Source organism: Rhizobium sp. P1_E6 (assembly GCF_056405875.1).
Map to the genome: position 1 here is coordinate 18,128 of NZ_JBFUBG010000007.1, position 17,240 is coordinate 35,367.

General features: G+C 59.7%; 19 protein-coding genes. 9 read left to right on the top strand and 10 right to left on the bottom strand.

All coding sequences use genetic code 11. From position 1 onward, the window contains the following. Positions 1–468 carry a truncated hemoglobin gene (locus tag AC1D35_RS06160; protein WP_113298227.1) on the bottom strand — a complete coding sequence of 156 codons (468 nt, stop codon included), beginning with the start codon at positions 466–468 and terminating at the stop codon, positions 1–3. Between the two features lie 173 nt (positions 469–641). Between AC1D35_RS06160 and mbfA the strand changes: the two genes are divergently transcribed. Further along, complete coding sequence (gene mbfA, locus AC1D35_RS06165) at positions 642–1,625, top strand: iron exporter MbfA (RefSeq protein WP_113298228.1); 984 nt, start codon at positions 642–644, stop codon at positions 1,623–1,625. A gap of 102 nt (positions 1,626–1,727) precedes the next feature. Here mbfA and AC1D35_RS06170 read toward each other — a convergent pair whose 3' ends face one another. Then, positions 1,728–2,327 carry a transglutaminase-like cysteine peptidase gene (locus tag AC1D35_RS06170; RefSeq protein WP_113298229.1) on the bottom strand — a complete coding sequence of 200 codons (600 nt, stop codon included), beginning with the start codon at positions 2,325–2,327 and terminating at the stop codon, positions 1,728–1,730. A 208-nt stretch (positions 2,328–2,535) separates the two neighbouring features. Then, positions 2,536–3,333, bottom strand: coding sequence for an alpha/beta fold hydrolase (locus tag AC1D35_RS06175; protein WP_113307268.1), 798 nt, complete (start codon positions 3,331–3,333; stop codon positions 2,536–2,538). A 181-nt stretch (positions 3,334–3,514) separates the two neighbouring features. Here AC1D35_RS06175 and infC point away from each other — a divergent pair, with 181 nt between their 5' ends. From infC to pheT, 5 genes are all read left to right on the top strand, one after another. Further along, on the top strand, positions 3,515–4,051 hold the full coding sequence (gene infC, locus AC1D35_RS06180) for a translation initiation factor IF-3 (protein ID WP_477938370.1): 537 nt from the start codon (positions 3,515–3,517) through the stop codon (positions 4,049–4,051). A 298-nt stretch (positions 4,052–4,349) separates the two neighbouring features. Beyond that, the gene (rpmI, locus tag AC1D35_RS06185; RefSeq protein WP_007813308.1) at positions 4,350–4,553 is read left to right on the top strand and encodes a 50S ribosomal protein L35; all 204 of its coding nucleotides are present in this window, start codon (positions 4,350–4,352) and stop codon (positions 4,551–4,553) included. A 39-nt stretch (positions 4,554–4,592) separates the two neighbouring features. Continuing rightward, positions 4,593–4,997: a 50S ribosomal protein L20 gene (gene rplT, locus AC1D35_RS06190; RefSeq protein ID WP_477938352.1), complete on the top strand. Its 405-nt coding sequence runs from the start codon at positions 4,593–4,595 to the stop codon at positions 4,995–4,997. 148 nt (positions 4,998–5,145) lie between these two features. Next, the gene (gene pheS, locus AC1D35_RS06195; RefSeq protein ID WP_477938353.1) at positions 5,146–6,228 is read left to right on the top strand and encodes a phenylalanine--tRNA ligase subunit alpha; all 1,083 of its coding nucleotides are present in this window, start codon (positions 5,146–5,148) and stop codon (positions 6,226–6,228) included. A 15-nt stretch (positions 6,229–6,243) separates the two neighbouring features. After that, on the top strand, positions 6,244–8,667 hold the full coding sequence (gene pheT, locus AC1D35_RS06200) for a phenylalanine--tRNA ligase subunit beta (RefSeq protein WP_477938354.1): 2,424 nt from the start codon (positions 6,244–6,246) through the stop codon (positions 8,665–8,667). Between the two features lie 219 nt (positions 8,668–8,886). Here pheT and AC1D35_RS06205 read toward each other — a convergent pair whose 3' ends face one another. Continuing rightward, complete coding sequence (locus tag AC1D35_RS06205; protein WP_113298234.1) at positions 8,887–9,246, bottom strand: nuclear transport factor 2 family protein; 360 nt, start codon at positions 9,244–9,246, stop codon at positions 8,887–8,889. A 120-nt stretch (positions 9,247–9,366) separates the two neighbouring features. Further along, positions 9,367–9,867 (bottom strand): YciE/YciF ferroxidase family protein, encoded by a 501-nt coding sequence (locus AC1D35_RS06210; RefSeq protein ID WP_113307271.1) that lies wholly within the window; start codon positions 9,865–9,867, stop codon positions 9,367–9,369. Between the two features lie 144 nt (positions 9,868–10,011). Between AC1D35_RS06210 and AC1D35_RS06215 the strand changes: the two genes are divergently transcribed. Beyond that, entirely contained in the window at positions 10,012–10,629 is a 618-nt protein-coding gene (locus AC1D35_RS06215; RefSeq protein ID WP_113307272.1) for a hypothetical protein, read from the top strand. Here the strand turns inward: AC1D35_RS06215 and AC1D35_RS06220 are convergent. Together AC1D35_RS06220 and AC1D35_RS06225 are read right to left on the bottom strand one after the other, a co-directional pair. Beyond that, entirely contained in the window at positions 10,619–11,062 is a 444-nt protein-coding gene (locus AC1D35_RS06220) for a GNAT family N-acetyltransferase (RefSeq protein ID WP_113307273.1), read from the bottom strand. The two genes, AC1D35_RS06215 and AC1D35_RS06220, sit on opposite strands and share 11 nt — an antisense overlap. Positions 11,063–11,076: 14 nt before the next feature. Then, complete coding sequence (locus AC1D35_RS06225) at positions 11,077–12,024, bottom strand: aldo/keto reductase (RefSeq protein WP_113307274.1); 948 nt, start codon at positions 12,022–12,024, stop codon at positions 11,077–11,079. Positions 12,025–12,204: 180 nt separating this feature from the next. Between AC1D35_RS06225 and AC1D35_RS06230 the strand changes: the two genes are divergently transcribed. Beyond that, on the top strand, positions 12,205–13,191 hold the full coding sequence (locus AC1D35_RS06230; protein ID WP_113307275.1) for a Gfo/Idh/MocA family protein: 987 nt from the start codon (positions 12,205–12,207) through the stop codon (positions 13,189–13,191). A 3-nt stretch (positions 13,192–13,194) separates the two neighbouring features. On the opposite strand, the gene AC1D35_RS06235 is transcribed toward AC1D35_RS06230, so the two are convergent. Further along, positions 13,195–13,578: a GtrA family protein gene (locus tag AC1D35_RS06235; RefSeq protein ID WP_113307276.1), complete on the bottom strand. Its 384-nt coding sequence runs from the start codon at positions 13,576–13,578 to the stop codon at positions 13,195–13,197. After that, positions 13,575–14,570: a glycosyltransferase gene (locus AC1D35_RS06240; protein ID WP_113307277.1), complete on the bottom strand. Its 996-nt coding sequence runs from the start codon at positions 14,568–14,570 to the stop codon at positions 13,575–13,577. Before AC1D35_RS06240 ends, AC1D35_RS06235 begins: the two co-directional genes overlap by 4 nt. Positions 14,571–14,725: 155 nt before the next feature. Between AC1D35_RS06240 and AC1D35_RS06245 the strand changes: the two genes are divergently transcribed. Next, positions 14,726–16,573: a hypothetical protein gene (locus AC1D35_RS06245; protein WP_113307295.1), complete on the top strand. Its 1,848-nt coding sequence runs from the start codon at positions 14,726–14,728 to the stop codon at positions 16,571–16,573. Positions 16,574–16,584: 11 nt separating this feature from the next. Here AC1D35_RS06245 and AC1D35_RS06250 read toward each other — a convergent pair whose 3' ends face one another. After that, positions 16,585–16,827 (bottom strand): hypothetical protein, encoded by a 243-nt coding sequence (locus AC1D35_RS06250; RefSeq protein WP_113298243.1) that lies wholly within the window; start codon positions 16,825–16,827, stop codon positions 16,585–16,587. Positions 16,828–17,240: the final 413 nt, after the last annotated feature.

Below are 17,240 nucleotides of genomic sequence, written 5' to 3' on the forward strand. Positions count from 1 at the left end.
TCAGCCTGTTTTCTTCGTGGGATCGTCGAGCGCCGGATTGTAGAAGAGCGACAGCGTCAGGCTTTTTGCGATCCGTTCGGCCGTCGCCATGAACCAGTCCTTGGCCTCTGGCGTCGGTGCCACGTCCTCGAGCGTTTCGGAAAACAGCGAAAGCCATTGCGGGAAAAGATCAGGCGTCATGTTCGCCACGCCGTGATGCGCCTGCACCGGCTTGCCGCCATAGGCGCCGCTGCGAAAGGCGACGGACGACCAGAAGCTTTTCATCCTGTCCATATGTTCGGGCCAACGCCCGGAAAGCCGCGCGTCGAACACCGGTCCGAGCTTGGGATGCTGCAGCACACGCCCGTAAAAGGTTTCCACAAGCTTCGCAATGAAGGCCTCGTCGACGCCGATCGCCTTCATCTCGGCCTCGGCCTTTTCGCGGATCGCGGCAACATGCGCAGCCCGTCCCTGTATCTCATTATTCATCGTAGACCCCGGCGCCGCTTGCTGCTGGCAGCCCTCATATAGGCCCGCGCACGGGATTGCCAAACCGCGATGGACGAATTGCGGCAATCCGCCAATCTTGCCGGGCTTGGATCTTGACCCTCGCCACATCACTCTTTAAATTTAGAATAATTCTAAACTATTGGAGAATATCTATGTTGGCCCGGTTTTTCAGATCACCGAAACGTTCCTTCCGCTCTCTCTCCGAGCAGGAAATCCTGGCTCTCGCCATCGCCTCCGAGGAAGACGATGCCCGCATCTATCTCGCTTATGCTGAGCACCTGCGTGCCGAGTTTCCGGCGTCAGCCAAGGTGTTCGAGGATATGGCTGAGGTGGAGGACACGCACCGCAAGTCGCTGATCGAAATCTACCGCCAGCGCTTCGGCGAGCGTATCCCGCTGATCCGGCGCGAGCATGTTCAGGGCTTTTACGAACGCAAGCCGGACTGGCTTCGCGCCAATCTCTCACTCGACTCCATCAGGCAGGAAGCTGAGGCGATGGAGGAGCAGGCCTATCGTTTCTATGTCGAGGCGATCAAGCAGACATCTGATGCCTCCACGCGTCAGCTTCTCGGCGATCTCGCGATTGCCGAACAGGGGCATGAGGAAATTGCCCGCATGCTGGGCGACAAGCACACGCCCGACGATGTGAAGAAGGAAGAGGACGAGACGGCGCGGCGCCGGTTCGTACTGACCTATGTGCAGCCGGGTCTCGCCGGTCTCATGGATGGCTCGGTTTCCACGCTCGCGCCGATCTTCGCTGCCGCCTTCGCCACGCAGGATACCTGGCAGACCTTCCTCGTCGGTCTGTCGGCTTCGGTCGGTGCAGGCATCTCGATGGGCTTCACCGAAGCCGCCCATGACGACGGCAAGATCTCCGGCCGCGGCTCGCCGATCAAGCGTGGCCTTGCCTGCGGTATCATGACGGCGCTCGGCGGTCTCGGTCACGCACTGCCCTACCTGATCCCGCATTTCTGGACCGCGACCATCACCGCCGCCGTCATCGTCTTCTTCGAGCTTTGGGCGATCGCCTTCATCCAGAACAAATACATGGAGACGCCGTTCCTGCGCGCCGCCTTCCAGGTGGTCGTCGGCGGCAGCCTCGTGCTCGCAGCCGGTATTCTGATCGGCAATGCCTAATTGCGGTCTGGCACAGCCCCAGCCAGTGCGGAGAGACGTCCACACGCCAAAATAAAAAAAGCCGGCTTTCGCCGGCTCTTTCACAGTCCCCCTCGAAACTCTTTACTTGAGAGCGCCGACCAGAACGTCGCGGCCGTTCTCAATGGTGACCCAGCGGCCGGCGTTGAAGCTCGACTGGCGCTTGATGAAGCTATAGGGCGTCGCAAACCACGGCTTGACGTCGGAGGCGAGGTTGTCGAGCACGAAGTCGCCTTCAGCAGTGCGCAGCGTCAGCACAGCGTGGCCTTCGCCATCGGGCTTGCGCACCACGGTCATCAGCAGATCGGCAGGCGAGAAGCCGCGCTGGATGAGGACACGGCGCTTCAGAAGTGCGAAATCCTCGCAGTCGCCGGCCGTGGTCGGATAGGCCCAAACCTCGTCTTTGCCGTAGATTTCCTTGTCGGTCATCGGCGTGATGGTGCGGTTGACCGTCGCGTTGACCGAACGGACCGTCGCCCACCGGGCACCCGTCATGGCGACCGGGCCGGTATTGCGGTTGGCACCGCATTCGCTGCGGTGCGTCTGACAGAAGTCGTAATGGCCAACCGGCTGCGATGTCGCATTACCGGTCACCATGGATGCATTCTTGCTCGGAGCCGGAATAGCGGCCGGCGCCATTGCAAACACGGCCATCATGGCCACGAGGAAACCCTTGATCCGCACGCCCTACTTCCCTGCATCGCCCTTTATTTATTAACAAAGAGTTAACGGAGAGGGCCGAAAGGAGTCAATCGTTACTTCTTGGGAGTGCCGTACAACTCGTAGACATGGTTAAAATGCAACATAACCTCCGGATGATTGAACAGATCTTATTCAACCATGGCCTTCTATTTGGCCAGTTGCATATGCTTTGATAGGGACTGGCTTGCGCTCACCGGATCAGGCCTTTGACGGCGCTGCGCAGCCGCTCGATGTCCTGCGGACGCGATAGCCGGTGATCGCCATCGCGAATGAAGGTCAGTACTACGTCGTCTGCCGGAAGATGTTCCACGAGCTTCATGGCATGCAGATAGGGAACATCGGCATCTTTCATGCCCTGCAGGATATGGATCGGGCAGCCCGTTTCGATGATGCCGGTCAGCACCCGGTTCTGGCGGCCATCCTCGATCAGCGCGCGCGTATAGATGTTGGGCTCCGGGCTATACTGCGAGCGTTCCTCGAAATAGCCGCGCTCCTCCAGCGAGGCGCGTTCCTTTTTCTTGAGGTTCGGTTCGATGAGATCGGAGGTGAAGTCCGGCGCCGGTGCGATGAGCACCATGCCTTCGAGCTTTGGTCCGCCATGCCGGGCAAGCTCCTGTGCGACCCGCAGCGCAATCCAGCCCCCCATCGAAGAGCCGACAAGGATCATTCGTTCCGGCGCGCTGTGACGGATCACCGCGAGTGCTTCCTCCAGCCAGCGCGAGATCGTGCCATCGGTGAAGGCTCCGCCGGAAAGCCCGTGGCCGGAATAGTCGAGGCGGATGCAGGCCGCGCCCAGTTCCGCGGCAAGCAGGTCGATTTCGACGGCCTTGCTGCCGCTCATGTCGGATCGGTAGCCGGATAGCCAAATGAGGGCGGGAAGATCGGTGTTGGCCTGCGCCGGGCGTACCAGCATGGCGATCTGCCGCGCGGCCTCGCCTTCGCCGACATCAAGGAACTTGGGCTCAAGAACAGGCATCTGGTCGGACATCGGGCAGAACTCCTATTGTTTTCGCCTATAAAACAGATTCTTGACAGGCTGACAGCAGGTGATTTTTCCGCTATAGGGTGTTATTGAATCCGTTGCAGTGATGGCGTGACCCGTTTGTGCCCCCCTTTCGAACTGGGACACGAAGCTGCAACGTTCCGAACAACGCGAGGAGAATACGACCATTCGCAGACCCTTTAAAACCGACGCGCCCGTAAAGGATGGACCGCGCTCGAACCGGGATATCCGCATTCCGAAAGTTCAGCTGATTGCTGCTGACGGCCAGAATATGGGCATCGTGCCCACTGACCAGGCTTTGAAAATGGCGGAAGAAGCCGGCCTCGACCTCGTCGAAATTTCCCCCAATGCCGAACCGCCTGTGTGCAAGATCCTTGATCTGGGCAAGCTGAAATATGCCAACCAGAAGAAGGCCGCCGAGGCGCGCAAAAAGCAGAAGATTGTCGAAGTCAAAGAAATCAAGATGCGTCCCAACATCGACACCCWTGACTATGAGGTGAAGATGAAGGCGATGGGTCGCTTCTTTGACGAAGGCGACAAGGTGAAGGTGACGCTGAAGTTCCGCGGCCGTGAAATGGCCCACCAGGAACTTGGCATGAAGCTTCTCCAGCAGGTCAAGGCCGACACGCTTGAGATCGCCAAGGTCGAAGCCGAGCCCAAGCTCGAAGGCCGCCAGATGATGATGGTGCTGGCGCCGAAGTGACCGGTGCCGCATTCTTTCGCTCAAAGCCGTCCGACAGGGCGGCTTTTGTGTTTCCTGGGGCGGCAAGATTCGTCATCCGCCCCGTTGCACTTTCATGACGCTGCGGTTATAAGCGCGCGTCCGAACTGACCGGCAGGGCATGCCGTGGCAGTTTCGAATGCTTGCGGACAGGTTTCGTCGCCTGACCCGCAGATCAACAACAAACGCTCCCGCGCCTTGGGCGAAGACCGGAAAACCGGCTTGCGCAAAAGGGTTTCTTTGATGAAGCGCGCAGGGAGGACAGAAACGGAGTAGCAAAATGCCCAAGATGAAGACGAAGTCCTCTGCCAAGAAGCGGTTCAAGATCACCGCCACCGGCAAGGTCAAGGCGGCTGCCGCTGGCAAGCGCCATGGCATGATCAAGCGCTCGAACAAGTTCATTCGCGACGCACGTGGCACGATGGTTCTGGCAGAACCCGATGGCCGCAAGGTTGTGAAGAACTATCTGCCGAACGGTCTCTGAGACTATTCCGGTAACGCGTTAGATTAAGGAGATCATGAAATGGCACGTGTAAAAAGAGGCGTCACCGCCCACGCCAAGCACAAGAAGGTTCTGAAGCAGGCCAAGGGTTTCTACGGCCGCCGCAAGAACACCATCCGTACCGCCAAGGCCGCAGTCGATCGCTCCAAGCAGTACGCATATCGCGACCGCAAGGTTAACAAGCGCAATTTCCRCGCCCTCTGGATCCAGCGCATCAACGCTGCCGTCCGCGAATTCGGCCTGACCTACGGCCGCTTCATCGACGGTCTGAACAAGGCTGGCATCGAAGTCGACCGTAAGGTTCTCTCCGATATGGCAATCCATGAGCCGGAAGCATTCGGCGCCCTGGTTGCTGCCGCCAAGAAGGCCCTTGAATACCTCAAGGAATCCGGCACGGCTAACGAGTTTGAAGGCGCGGTTCGGTAACCAGCGCTTCCCAAGCTTGACGCTTTTTTGAATTTTGGGAAACCCGCGCTGGTTTGGGCTAGCGCGGGTTTTTCTTTCTTTGTACTGCTGGCGCGGCCTTGCCGCGCCCGCCTTTCGAACGCCGCCTGATCTGGACGGAAAGAAGACAATGTCAGATATCGACCAGCTTAAATTCTCTCTGCTTGCCGAAATTGCCGCCGCCAATGACGAGCCCGCGCTCGAAGCCGTCCGTGTTTCGGCGCTTGGCAAGAAGGGCTCGATTTCCGAGCTCTTGAAGACGCTGGGCGCGATGACCCCAGACGAACGCCAGACCCGCGGCGCAGCGATCAACGCGCTGAAGAACGAGGTGAGCGACGCCTTCACCGACCGCAAGTCGGTGCTGAAGGAGGCAGCGATCAGCGCCCGGCTGGCGGCTGAAACGGTCGATGTCAGCCTGCCGGTCCGCTCGTCGCCTGCCGAGCGCGGCCGTATCCATCCGATCAGCCAGATCGTCGATGAGATCACCGCGATCTTCGGCGATATGGGCTTCTCGATCGCCGAAGGGCCGGATATCGAGACCGACTATTACAATTTCACGGCGCTTAACTTCCCCGAAGGCCATCCGGCCCGCGAGATGCACGACACCTTCTTCTTCAATCCGGATGAGAAGGGCGAGCGCAAGGTTCTGCGCACGCATACCTCGCCGGTGCAGGTGCGCACCATGGAAGCGCAGAAGCCGCCGATCCGCATCATCATTCCCGGCAAGACCTACCGCCAGGATAGCGATGCCACGCATTCGCCGATGTTCCATCAGGTCGAGGGCCTGGTCATCGACAAGAAGGCCAATGTCGCCAACCTCCGCTGGGTGCTCGAGGAATTCTGCAAGACCTTCTTCGAGGTCGACGGCGTGACGATGCGCTTTCGCCCGTCCTTCTTCCCCTTCACCGAGCCCTCCTTCGAGGTCGATATCCAGTGCGACCGCTCCGGCCCGATCATCAAGTTCGGCGAAGGCACCGACTGGATGGAAATCCTCGGCTGCGGCATGGTCCATCCGAACGTGCTGCGTTACGGCGGTCTCGATCCGGACGAATATCAAGGCTTTGCCTGGGGCATGGGCCTCGATCGCATCGCCATGCTGAAATATGGCATGYCGGACCTGCGCGACTTCTTCAACGCCGACGTCCGCTGGATAAACCACTACGGCTTCCGCCCGCTCGACATGCCGACGCTGTTCGGCGGCCTGAGCGTTTAAGGGAGGATTGGACATATGAAATTCACGCTCTCCTGGCTTAAGGATCATCTGGAAACAGATGCCACGCTCGATGAAATCTGCACCCGCCTGACGCAGATCGGGCTGGAGGTGGAGGATGTCGACGACAAGGAAGCCTTCAAGCCCTTCGTCATCGCCAAGGTTCTCTCCGCTGAAAAGCATCCGCAGGCCGACCGCCTGAAAGTGCTGATGGTCGATATCGGCCAGGGTGCACCGGTGCAGGTCGTCTGCGGCGCGCCAAATGCGCGTGCAGGCCTCATCGGCGCCTTCGCGGCACCCGGCACCTACGTTCCGGGCATCGATGTAACGCTGTCGGTCGGCAATATCCGCGGTGTCGAAAGCCGCGGCATGATGTGCTCGGAAAAGGAACTGCAGATCTCCGACAGCCATGACGGCATCATCGACCTGCCGGAAGATGCGCCGGTCGGCGCGAGCTATGCTACCTACGCCCATCTCGACGATCCTGTCATCGAGATCAACCTGACGCCGAACCGTCCGGACTGCACTTCGATCTATGGCATTGCCCGTGACCTCGCAGCCTCCGGCCTCGGCACGCTGAAGACGCGGCCTGCTCCATCCTTCGCCGCCGAAGGCGAAACCCCGGTCAAGCTGACGCTCGATCTCGACGATGCGAAGCTTTGCCCGGGCTTCGGCCTCAGGCTCGTGCGCGGCGTCAAGAACGGCCCGAGCCCGCGCTGGCTGCAGCAGCGGCTTCTCGCCATCGGTCTGCGTCCGATCAATGCGCTCGTCGATATCACCAACTACATGACCTTTGATCAGGGCCGGCCGATGCACGTCTTCGACGCCGCCAAGGTCAAGGGAAGCCTGACGGTTCGCCGTGCCAAGGAAGGTGAGACCGTACTTGCGCTCGACCAGCGCGAATACAAGCTCGGCCCGAACAACGTCGTCATCGCCGATGAGAACGGCGTTGAATCGATCGGCGGCATCATGGGCGGCGAGCATTCCGGCTGTGATGAAAACACCGTCGATGTGCTGATCGAATCCGCTCTCTGGGATCCGATGAACATCGCCAAGTCCGGCCGTGCGCTTGGCATCATCACCGATGCCCGCTACCGCTTCGAACGCGGCGTCGATCCGGAATATATGGTTCCCGGTCTCGAGCGCACGACGGAGCTGGTTCTGGAGCTTTGCGGCGGCACCCCGGCAAAGGCCGAGATCGTCGGCTACAAGGGTTACGAGCCGAAGATCGTCGATTTCCCCTATTCGGAGGTCAAGCGCCTGACCGGCCTCGAGGTCTCGACGGAAGAAAGCAACACGATCCTGACCCGCCTCGGCTTCAAGGTCTCCGGCTCCGGCGAACGCGTCTCCGTCGCCGTTCCCTCCTGGCGTCCTGATGTGGACGGCAAGGCCGATCTCGTTGAAGAGGTCATGCGCATTCACGGCGTCGACAACATCAAACCGGCGCCCCTCGAAAGCCATGCTGCCGTCAACGGTAAAATCCTGACGGTGCTGCAGATCCGCACCCGCGCCGCCAAGCGCGCCCTTGCCTCGCGCGGCATGCTGGAAGCCGTCACCTGGTCCTTCATCCCGGAAGATCAGGCGAAGCTCTTCGGGGGCGGTTCTCCGGCTCTCAAGCTCGCCAATCCGATCGCTGCAGAAATGTCGGACATGCGCCCCTCGCTGCTACCGGGCCTGCTGACCGCTGCCCAGCGCAACGCCGACAAGGGCTATGGCGACGTGGCAATCTTCGAGGTCTCGGGCACCTATGAAAACGATACTCCGGAAGGCCAGCGTCGCGTTGCCGGCGGTATCCGCCGCGGTACGGCTTCGCTTTCTGGCGCCGGCCGCATGTGGTCGAATGCGACGAAGGGCGGCGGCAAGCCGGTCGACGTCTTCGACGCCAAGGCCGATGCGCTGGCCGTTATCGAAGTCTGCGGCCTGCCGACGGCCAATATCCAGATCGAACAGGGCGGTCCCGAATGGTATCATCCGGGCCGTTCCGGCACGATCAAGATGGGCCCGAAGGTGATCCTCGGTTACTTCGGCGAGTTCCACCCGACCACCCTTGAAAAGCTTGATGTCTCGGGCGCTCTCTGCGGTTTCGAGGTTTACCTAGATGCCATGGCCGAGCCCAAGAAGAAGGCGACCCGCACCAAGCCGGCGCTCGACCTTTCGCCCTTCCAGGCAGTCAAGCGCGACTTCGCCTTCGTCGTCGACAAGTCGGTGGAAGCTGGCGCTATCATCAAGGCGACAACCAGCGTCGACCGCAAGCTTATCACCAGCGTCAACGTCTTCGATATTTTCGAAGGTGCCTCTGTTGGCGAGGGCAAGAAGTCTGTGGCGATTGAGGTTCAGATCCAGCCGGCCGAGCGCACGCTGACCGACGAGGATTTCGAGGCGCTAACGCAGAAGATCGTCGCCAGCGTCGCCAAGTTCACCGGCGGTACCCTGAGAAGCTGAACCGGCTAAAGCAGGCTCTCGCAAAACTGCGCAACGGTTTTGCGTCCGCAATTGCGTGAAAACAGAGAGATAGAGCATCGTGTGTCCATTCAGGCCCGCGATGCTCTGACTTTGTGAATCTGCAGACGAAACGTTCCGAAAGTCGATTGCGCCGGATGAAGTCTTGCAGCCTGTTGCGGACCTCGACCATCAACCCGGGAACCGAAAGCTGCAGTCTTTTCATAGATGGAGGTGATAAAGCTTGCTGACGATCGTCCAGCGACCGTCGATCCTCAACAATGAAAGATAGTCGGTAAATCGCATGCCGGCGAACTCGTCGGTCACTTTCGCGGTCGCTGCGTCACCGGAAATATCGATGCTGCCGATATCCATATAAGGCTGAGTGCCGGGTGGTGCGGCCCCTTCCTCGAGGATTGCGGCGATGAACTCGTCGCGCGAGAGCCATTCCACCGCATTCTGATAGTGCCCGATGATCGAACTTTTCGGGTGAAAGGCTTTCTTCAGGGCCGCTTCATTGGCAAAGGCCATGCCCTCGACATAGAGATGAACCGTTGCTTCGATTGCCTGCCTGTCGGCCATATCGATACCTCGCCTCAAGTTTCCAATGAAATGATAGCGGGGCCATGCGCGAAGACAAGCTCGAAGAAAAGCGAGCCGCCCGATCGGGGCAGCTCTGCCTGTCGGTATTCGGGCGCCAGCTCAGGCCGCGCGCGAAGCCTTCTGATTTGCGGCGGTCGTCGCAAGCTGTGACAGCAACTTGTCTGTCTTGCCTTCTTCCTGCAGCGTCTGGTCGAGAAGCGTGACGGCCTCTTTGAAGCCGAGCGTCTGCGCCCAGGTCTTCAGTGTGCCGTAGCGGGCGATTTCATAGTGCTCGACGGCCTGCGCCGAAGAGATCAGGCCGGCATCGATGGCAGGCGTACCCTTGAACTCCTCCATGATTTCTTCGCCCTCGGCGATGATGCCCTGAATTGCCTCACATGTTTTGCCCTGGGCGCGCTTGCCGATCAGCTCGAAGACCTGCTGCAACCGTTCGACATGGCCTTCGGTTTCCTCACGATGCTTTTCGAAACCCGCCTTCAATTCCGTCGACTGGGCAGCGCGCGCCATCTTCGGCAGGGCGCGCAATATCTGCCGTTCGGCGAAATAGATGTCCTTCAGCGTGTCGTAAAATAGATCTTCCAGCGTCTTTTCCTTGGCCATTGTTCCGTTCCTTCATTGGGGATTCGCGCCCTTTTCGGCGACACTCTTAGAAGCAAATACGGCGCTAATTGTTCCCGGCGCGTTTCGGGTGGAACGGCTGCATTTTCCGGGCAATGATGTCGGGAGCAATCGGGGGGCTCGCACATGAAGAAACCGGGATCGATGAAAGGGCTCGAGGATCTCGGCCGGGTGCGCCTGTCGAARAACTTCTTCTTTCGCGATTTTCTCCATTCCGAGATTGCCGATTTCTACCGTATCCCGAATATCCCCGACGATCCCGATCTGGCGATCGAGGTGGGCAGACGCCTTTGCGCGCAACTTCTGGAACCGCTGGAAGCGACCTTCGGACGCCTGCATATCCGCTCCGGCTACCGTTCACCCGCGGTCAACCGCTTCGGCAACGAGAACAGACTGAATTGCTCGACCAACGCAGCCACTGCTGCCCATCACATATGGGATGTCAGAGACTTTGACGGCTGCATGGGCGCTGCCGTCTGCATCGCCATTCCCTGGATGGTCGATCGCTATGGCGATGAAAGCGACTGGCAGCGGCTCGCCTGGTGGATCCACGACCACCTGCCTTATGCCTCGCTCTGCTTCTTCCCCAAATTATGGGCCTTCAATATCCAATGGCATGAACGGCCGAAGCGGATAATTCAGAGTTATGTACGCCCGCGGGGCATCCTCACCAAGGAGGGCATGACCAACTGGGAAGGCGATCATTCCGAATGGTATGAAGGCTTTCCGCAACTCAGAAATTGATGCGGTAGCGGATGTGGCCGTCGCTTTTGACGTATGTGTCGTAGAGTGCGCGGGCCGTTTTGTTCTGTTCGCTCGTATGCCAGTAGAGCCGCGACCAGCCGTTCTTTTTGCAGAGTGCCACGAGGTCGTCCATCAGCGCCCGGCCCACACCCTTGCCGCGCACATCCTCGGAAACGAACAGGTCTTCCAGATAGCAGTCCTTGCCGCGGATCCAGGTGCCCTCATGCGTCAGGCAGAGCGTAAAGCCGACGACCGCGCCGTCGAGTTCCGCCACCCGCATGAAGATTGCCGACGCCGGATCGAAGACCCGGCGCCAGGTGGAATCGGTAATGTCGGCATCGACGGTGACCTCGTAGAAGGCGAGATAGTCCGCCCAGAGCGCACGCCAGCGTGCTTCGTCCTCAGGCCTCGCATCGCGGATTGTCACGCTCATGGCATCACCTCGTTTCAGGCGCCGGCCTTGTCGAGCAGCGCCATTGTCTCGTCGGAGAGCTCAAGCGTTGCCGATTTCACCAGGCTTTCAAGCTGGGAAAGGCTCGTAGCACTGGCAATCGGCGCCGTCACGCCCTTCTTGCGCAGCAGCCAGGCGAGCGAGATTTCCGCGGGTTTTGCACCCGTCTCGTCGGAGACCTTGTCGAGTGCCGTGAGGATGCGCATGCCCTTGTCATTCAAATACTGGGCAACGCGGCCCTCCCGCGCCTTGCCCTCCGTATCCGCCTTGCTGCGGTACTTTCCCGAGAGAAAGCCGGCCGCGAGGCTGAAATAGGTAATGACGCCGATATCTTCCTTGGCGCAGAGATCGGCAAGCGGACCTTCGAAGCTCGCACGCTCGTAGAGGTTATATTCCGGCTGTAGCGCCTGATAGCGCGGCAGACCTGCCTTGTCGGCGGCGTCGAAGGAGGCCTGCAGCAGGCTCGCATCATAATTCGAGCAGCCGACGGAACGGATCTTGCCCTGTTCCAGGAGTTTAGCATAGGCACCAAGCGATTCCTCATGCGGCGTATCGGCATCCGGCCAGTGCGACAGATAGAGATCGATATAGTCGGTCTGCAGCCGGCGCAGCGAATCCTCGACTGCCTTCAGGATGTAGCTGGCCTTCAGCGTCTTGCCCTGACCCATGTCCGAGCCGACCTTGGTGATGATGACGGCCTTGTCGCGGGAGACTTTTCCCTTCTTCAGCCACTTGCCGATGATCTCTTCGGAATCACCGCCCTTGTTGCCCGGCACCCAGGCCGAATAGACGTCGGCCGTGTCGATCGTGTTGAGGCCGGCGTCAAAAAAGCCGTCCAGAATGTCGAAGGACGTTTTTTCATCGGCCGTCCAGCCGAATACATTGCCGCCGAAGACGATCGGCGAAATTGAAAGGCCTGTTTTTCCAAGCCGGCGCATTTCCATGACGCTCTCCCAAAATGCTGAAGTGATTGAAATCTGAGGAAACGACAGAACGCCGTTCGCAAGTAACCTAGCGCGGAGTACCCTCGAAGGAAACCAAACTTCCGTGATCGGCCGTCGCGCCATTGCGCCGCATGACAGGGCTGCATAAGGTGCGCCCAGACGATTTCAGGAGGACCTTTCATGCTGCGTTTCGGTATAATTTCAACGGCTAAGATCGGCAGGGACAACGTCGTTCCCGCCATCCAGGACGCGGAAAACTGCGTCATTACCGCGATCGCCAGCCGCGATTTTGCGCGTGCCCGCGAAATGGCAGACCGCTTCTCCGTGCCGCATGCCTTCGGCTCCTACGAGGAGATGCTGGCGTCCGACACCATCGATGCCGTCTATATTCCGCTGCCGACTGCCCAGCATGTCGAGTGGTCGATCAAGGCTGCCGATGCCGGCAAGCACGTGCTCTGCGAAAAGCCGATCGCGCTGAAGGCCTCCGAGATCGACGATCTGATCGCCGCCCGCGACCGCAACAAGGTCATCATCAGCGAAGCCTTCATGGTCACCTATTCGCCGGTCTGGCGCAAAGTCCGCTCGCTGCTGCAGGAGGGCGCGATCGGCGAGCTTCGCCATGTGCAGGGTGCATTTACCTATTACAACCGCGACCCCGGCAATATGCGCAATATCCCCGAGCTCGGTGGTGGCGGCCTGCCTGATATCGGTGTCTATCCCGTCATCAGCACCCGCTTTTCCACCGGCAAGGAACCGTCCTGGATCCAGGCGATCACCGAACGCGATGCGGAATTCGGCACCGATTTCTATTCCAGCGTGAAGGCGGATTTCGGCGAGTTCGAGCTGAGCTTCTACATCTCTACCCAGATGGCCGGCCGCCAGATCATGGTCTTCCATGGCACCGACGGTTATATCGAGGTCAAGTCGCCCTTCAATGCCAATCGCTGGGGGCCGGAGGAGATCGAAGTGACCAATCGCGGCCACAACGAATCCCAGATCATCCGCTTCCAGGACAGCCGCCAGTACAAATGCCAGGCGGAAGCCTTTGCCCGTGCTGCATCAGGCGAAAAGGAAGACATCGTCACGCTGGAGGATTCGAAGCTCAATCAGAAGGTCATCGACGCCATCTATCGCGCCAGCGAGCAGGATGGCTGGGAAGCCGTCTGACCTCTAATCGGCATTGCCGCGGAAGACGAAGCGGGAATAGCCGAAGAAGCTGAAAAACATCGATGCCGCGGTCGCGAGCACCATCGCGACAAGCGGCTGCAGCGCCGGTAGTGACAGAAGCAGTGCCGAATAGAGCCCGTAATTGACAAGGGCGGCGGTTATGCCGACCGAGCCGTAGCGAAAACCTTCTACTGCCAGCGACCGGCCGGATCGGTCGAAAGTGAAGCTCCGGTTGAAGGCCCAGGTCGTTGCCATCGCCAGGACAATGGCGATCAGCCGAGCGATGAAGGGACCGAGTGGCGTCAGGTGCAGAAGCAACGCAAGCACGCTCGCATCGACGATGAAGCCCAGCCCACCGGCGACCGCGAAGCGAATGAGCTTCTTCATGCCGCGTCAGCCTTCTTGCTATCAAGTGTTATGGGCAAGGTTTTATCCTTTGCCGCGACCGGCGCTGCGAGGCTCATATAATGGATACGCAACTGCTCGGCCCGCGCCCGCGCAACGGAGTCCAGAATGACGCCGGCCGTAAACAGCATGATCGAGATCATCGCCAGCGCCGTCGAGAGCACCCAGGTCGGCATGCGGCTGACGAGGCCGGTTTCGAAATATTCCGCCAGCACCGGCCCCATGAAGCCGAGGCTTGCCAGCATGAAGAGCGCGCTGATCGTGCCGAAGAAGGCAAAGGGCCGCGTCTCCTTCATCAGCATGGCGAACATCCACAAGATCTTGCGGCCGTCGCGGAAGGTCGAGAGCTTCGAATGCGAGCCTTCCGGGCGCCTGCCATAATGCAATTCCAGTTCACTGACAGGCAATTTCAGCCGCGAGGCATGCACCGACATTTCCGTTTCGATCTCGAAGCCGCCGGAAACCGCTGGAAAGCTCTTGACGAAACGGCGTGAGAAGGCCCGGTAGCCGGAGAAGATATCGGTGAAGTCAGGTCCGAAGATTGCGCGGTAGAGGATATTGAATAGCCGGTTGCCAAAGGCATGCCCCTGCCGGCCGGCGTCGTCATGCACACCGCGCCGCGTGCCGACCACCATGTCGGCCCGTTCCGTCAGCAGCGTCCGTACCAGCTCTTCGGCATCCTCAGGCGCGTAGGTCCCGTCGCCGTCGGCGATGATGTAGATGTCGGCATCGATATCGGCAAACATGCGGCGCACCACATGGCCTTTGCCCTGGCGCCGCTCGCGCACGACCTGCGCGCCGGCAAGCATGGCATGCAGCGCTGTGCCGTCAGTGGAATTGTTGTCGTAGACGTGGATATGCGCATCGGGCAGGGCCGCCCGGAACCCCCTGACAACAGCACCGATCGTCGCCGCTTCGTTGTAGCAGGGAAGCAGAACGGCAATATCAGGACTTTCGCTGAGCGATCGCGCCATGGGGTTACACTCGTTACAAAGAAACCGCGGCGAATTTACTGCATGCAGCGTTAACAAGCCGCTATAGGAACCGAAGCCGTCACGTCCTGTGGTTTACACTTTCTTGATAAGCCACGGCTAAGGTTTGCCCATCACGCAACGACCTGGCTATCATGATGAACGCAGTGCAGCCGATCGCCAAGGCGCAATCCGCATCAGCCAGGACTGGATTCATCGGCAGAATCCGGCAGATGCTCACTCATCTCCTGCCTTCCGCCCTCATCTACACGGTGATCCTGATCGGCATTATCACCGTCATGAAATATGCCGGCGGCCCGGTCGATTATGTCGGCCCTGATAATGACGATGGCATGCGCCTCGTGGAGGTCAGAGATTTCCTGAATGGGCAGGGCTGGTTCGATCTGATGCAGTATCGGCTCGGCCTCGGCGAGGGCACGCTCATGCATTGGTCGCGGCTGATCGACCTGCCGATCGCTGCTCTGATCCGCTTTTTCGGCCTCTTCCTCGGCCATGATGCCGCAGAAGCCGCGGCCCTTGTGGTCTGGCCTCTGTCGCTCGTTTTTCCTGCCATGCTTGCCATGGGCCTTGCCGGCAGGCGTGTCGGCGGCCTTGCCGGTATGCACCTGTCCTTCTGCTTTGCCGGTATGGCAATCTATACCGGCAATCGCTTCGCGCCCGGCGCCATCGATCATCACAATGCCCAGCTCGCGCTTGTCGCAACCATGGTGGCGATGTTGTTCGATGAAAGACAGCGCGCGTGGAACTACGCCGTCGCTGGTGTGTCAGCGGCATTGGCGATCGCGATCGGCGCGGAAACCACACCCTTCGTTGCCACCTATTGCCTGGTGGTGGCTTTGCTCTGGGCCTGGGAAGGCGAGCCGTTCGCTGCCGCCACCAAGGCTTTCGGCCTCAGCCTCGCTGTTGCGATCAGCATCCTCTTCTTTGCGACGGTGCCGCAACAACAATATTCGACGGTGACGTGCGACAATCTTTCGCTCGGCTTCTACAGCTTGGCGACGATTGGCGGTGGCCTGCTGCTCGCTTCCGCAGTCTTTGCCAGCCGTCTCGGCCGCGGCCTGCGCTTTGCCATACTTGCGGCCGTCGGCGCTGCTGTTCTCGGCTCGGCAATGGTCATTGCGCCGCAATGCCTACGCAATCCGCTTGCCGATCTTGATCCTATGCTGGTCGAGCTCTGGCTTCGCAATGTTTCGGAAGCGCAATCCATTCTCGCGCTCAGCCGGACGGATCCCTTTTCCATTGGCGCATTCTATGCGCCGGGCCTGCTAGCGATCGCCGTCTGCATTTTTCGCTCCGTGCGGGGCGATCGCGTGCAGATCCATCTCGTCCTTCTGGCGCTCTTGAGCGTCAGCTGGGCTGTCGCCCTGGTCCAGGTCCGGGGAGCCGTCTTCGCAAACCTTCTGTCCATCCTGCCGCTTGCCCTGCTGATCATCGATGTGCGTCGCATGTCGAACGGCGATAGCGAGAATGCCGCGATTGCCCTCGTCTATATCGTGACGGTTCTGGCAAGCGTACCGGCGGTATGGGCCGTCGGCGGCGCGCTTGTCGAAATGCAACTCGACAAGACGAAGAATGGGGAGGAGGCAGAGCGTCTCTCCTGCTCATCGAAACAGGCGCTCGCTCCGCTTGCCGCCGTGCCCGCTGGTCTGATCTCGGCGCCATCGGAAATGGGCGTGCCAATCCTGCGCTACACCGTCAACCGTGTCCTGTCGGCGCCCTACCATCGAAACCAGGGTGGCATGCTGACCGAGATGCATATCGGTCTGGCTGAGCCGCTGGAGGCGGGAGCATTTCTGAAAGGAGCGGGTGTCACGATGCTTGCGTTCTGCGCGGATGATCTGCAGACCCGTGAAATCGCCAGATTGAAGCCCGATGGGCTCTATGCGCAGCTCGGCAAGGGCATGATTCCGCCCTACCTCGACCCGCTTCCGAAAGCCGCCAACAGCGGCGTCCAGTTCTTCCGTTACCGGCCGACGCCGGACTGACGTCCTATCTTTCAGGAATGGACGAGTACGGCTCGCAGACGATCGGTGGTGAAGAGACCACCGAGATAAAGCAGCAGACCGGCATTATAGCCGATGATCGTGTAGAGAAGCGCCAGGAATGACACCGCGCCGCCGGAAGCGATTGCGGCGAGAGCAAAGGTCGCGCCGATCAGCATGGCGACCAGCGCAATGACGCTGGCCGAGCGCATGAGGCCGACGGTGAGGCCCAGTGTGGTTGCTGTCAGGATGATCATGTCGTCACCTCTTCTTCAGGTCGTTTGCGAGGAGCCTAGGGGCCCTCCGCTAACAAAAGTTTATTGGCCACCCTCCATGGAAGCTTCAATTGCGGCCATGGTTACGGATGCGTTCACCTGACGGCATTTCCTCCGGCTCGCGCCGGGTACATGTTTCGATACAAATCAACTCTGTTACAGGCTGAAAAGTTCCGTTACTTTCTCGCTTACGTAAACGGAACTCTCCAGTGACAGCACCGGTGTTGAACGAAGCAGCATCACGCTGGCAATTCGATCGACGTCGGATCGACTGGTTGTTCGGAAAGAGGGCGAGCCGATACCCAATAAGGTTGAGCAATAGCGACGATAAGATAAGCGATCGCTCCCGCGCCTTTCATCGGCGGGGAATTTTCACTGTCACCAGCATGCTCATT

Bases quoted from the DNA above. Each gene is read 5' to 3' on its own strand.
- AC1D35_RS06175 (WP_113307268.1), bottom strand. From the start codon at position 3,333: ATGTCCGACCAGATGCCTGTTCTTGAGCCCAAGTTCCTTGATGTCGGC.
- AC1D35_RS06240 (WP_113307277.1), bottom strand. From the start codon at position 14,570: ATGGCGCGATCGCTCAGCGAAAGTCCTGATATTGCCGTTCTGCTTCCC.
- pheT (WP_477938354.1), top strand. From the start codon at position 6,244: ATGAAATTCACGCTCTCCTGGCTTAAGGATCATCTGGAAACAGATGCC.
- AC1D35_RS06235 (WP_113307276.1), bottom strand. From the start codon at position 13,578: ATGAAGAAGCTCATTCGCTTCGCGGTCGCCGGTGGGCTGGGCTTCATC.
- AC1D35_RS06230 (WP_113307275.1), top strand. From the start codon at position 12,205: ATGCTGCGTTTCGGTATAATTTCAACGGCTAAGATCGGCAGGGACAAC.
- mbfA (WP_113298228.1), top strand. From the start codon at position 642: ATGTTGGCCCGGTTTTTCAGATCACCGAAACGTTCCTTCCGCTCTCTC.
- AC1D35_RS06245 (WP_113307295.1), top strand. From the start codon at position 14,726: ATGAACGCAGTGCAGCCGATCGCCAAGGCGCAATCCGCATCAGCCAGG.
- AC1D35_RS06225 (WP_113307274.1), bottom strand. From the start codon at position 12,024: ATGGAAATGCGCCGGCTTGGAAAAACAGGCCTTTCAATTTCGCCGATC.
- rpmI (WP_007813308.1), top strand. From the start codon at position 4,350: ATGCCCAAGATGAAGACGAAGTCCTCTGCCAAGAAGCGGTTCAAGATC.
- AC1D35_RS06160 (WP_113298227.1), bottom strand. From the start codon at position 468: ATGAATAATGAGATACAGGGACGGGCTGCGCATGTTGCCGCGATCCGC.
- AC1D35_RS06210 (WP_113307271.1), bottom strand. From the start codon at position 9,867: ATGGCCAAGGAAAAGACGCTGGAAGATCTATTTTACGACACGCTGAAG.
- AC1D35_RS06220 (WP_113307273.1), bottom strand. From the start codon at position 11,062: ATGAGCGTGACAATCCGCGATGCGAGGCCTGAGGACGAAGCACGCTGG.
- AC1D35_RS06205 (WP_113298234.1), bottom strand. From the start codon at position 9,246: ATGGCCGACAGGCAGGCAATCGAAGCAACGGTTCATCTCTATGTCGAG.
- AC1D35_RS06250 (WP_113298243.1), bottom strand. From the start codon at position 16,827: ATGATCATCCTGACAGCAACCACACTGGGCCTCACCGTCGGCCTCATG.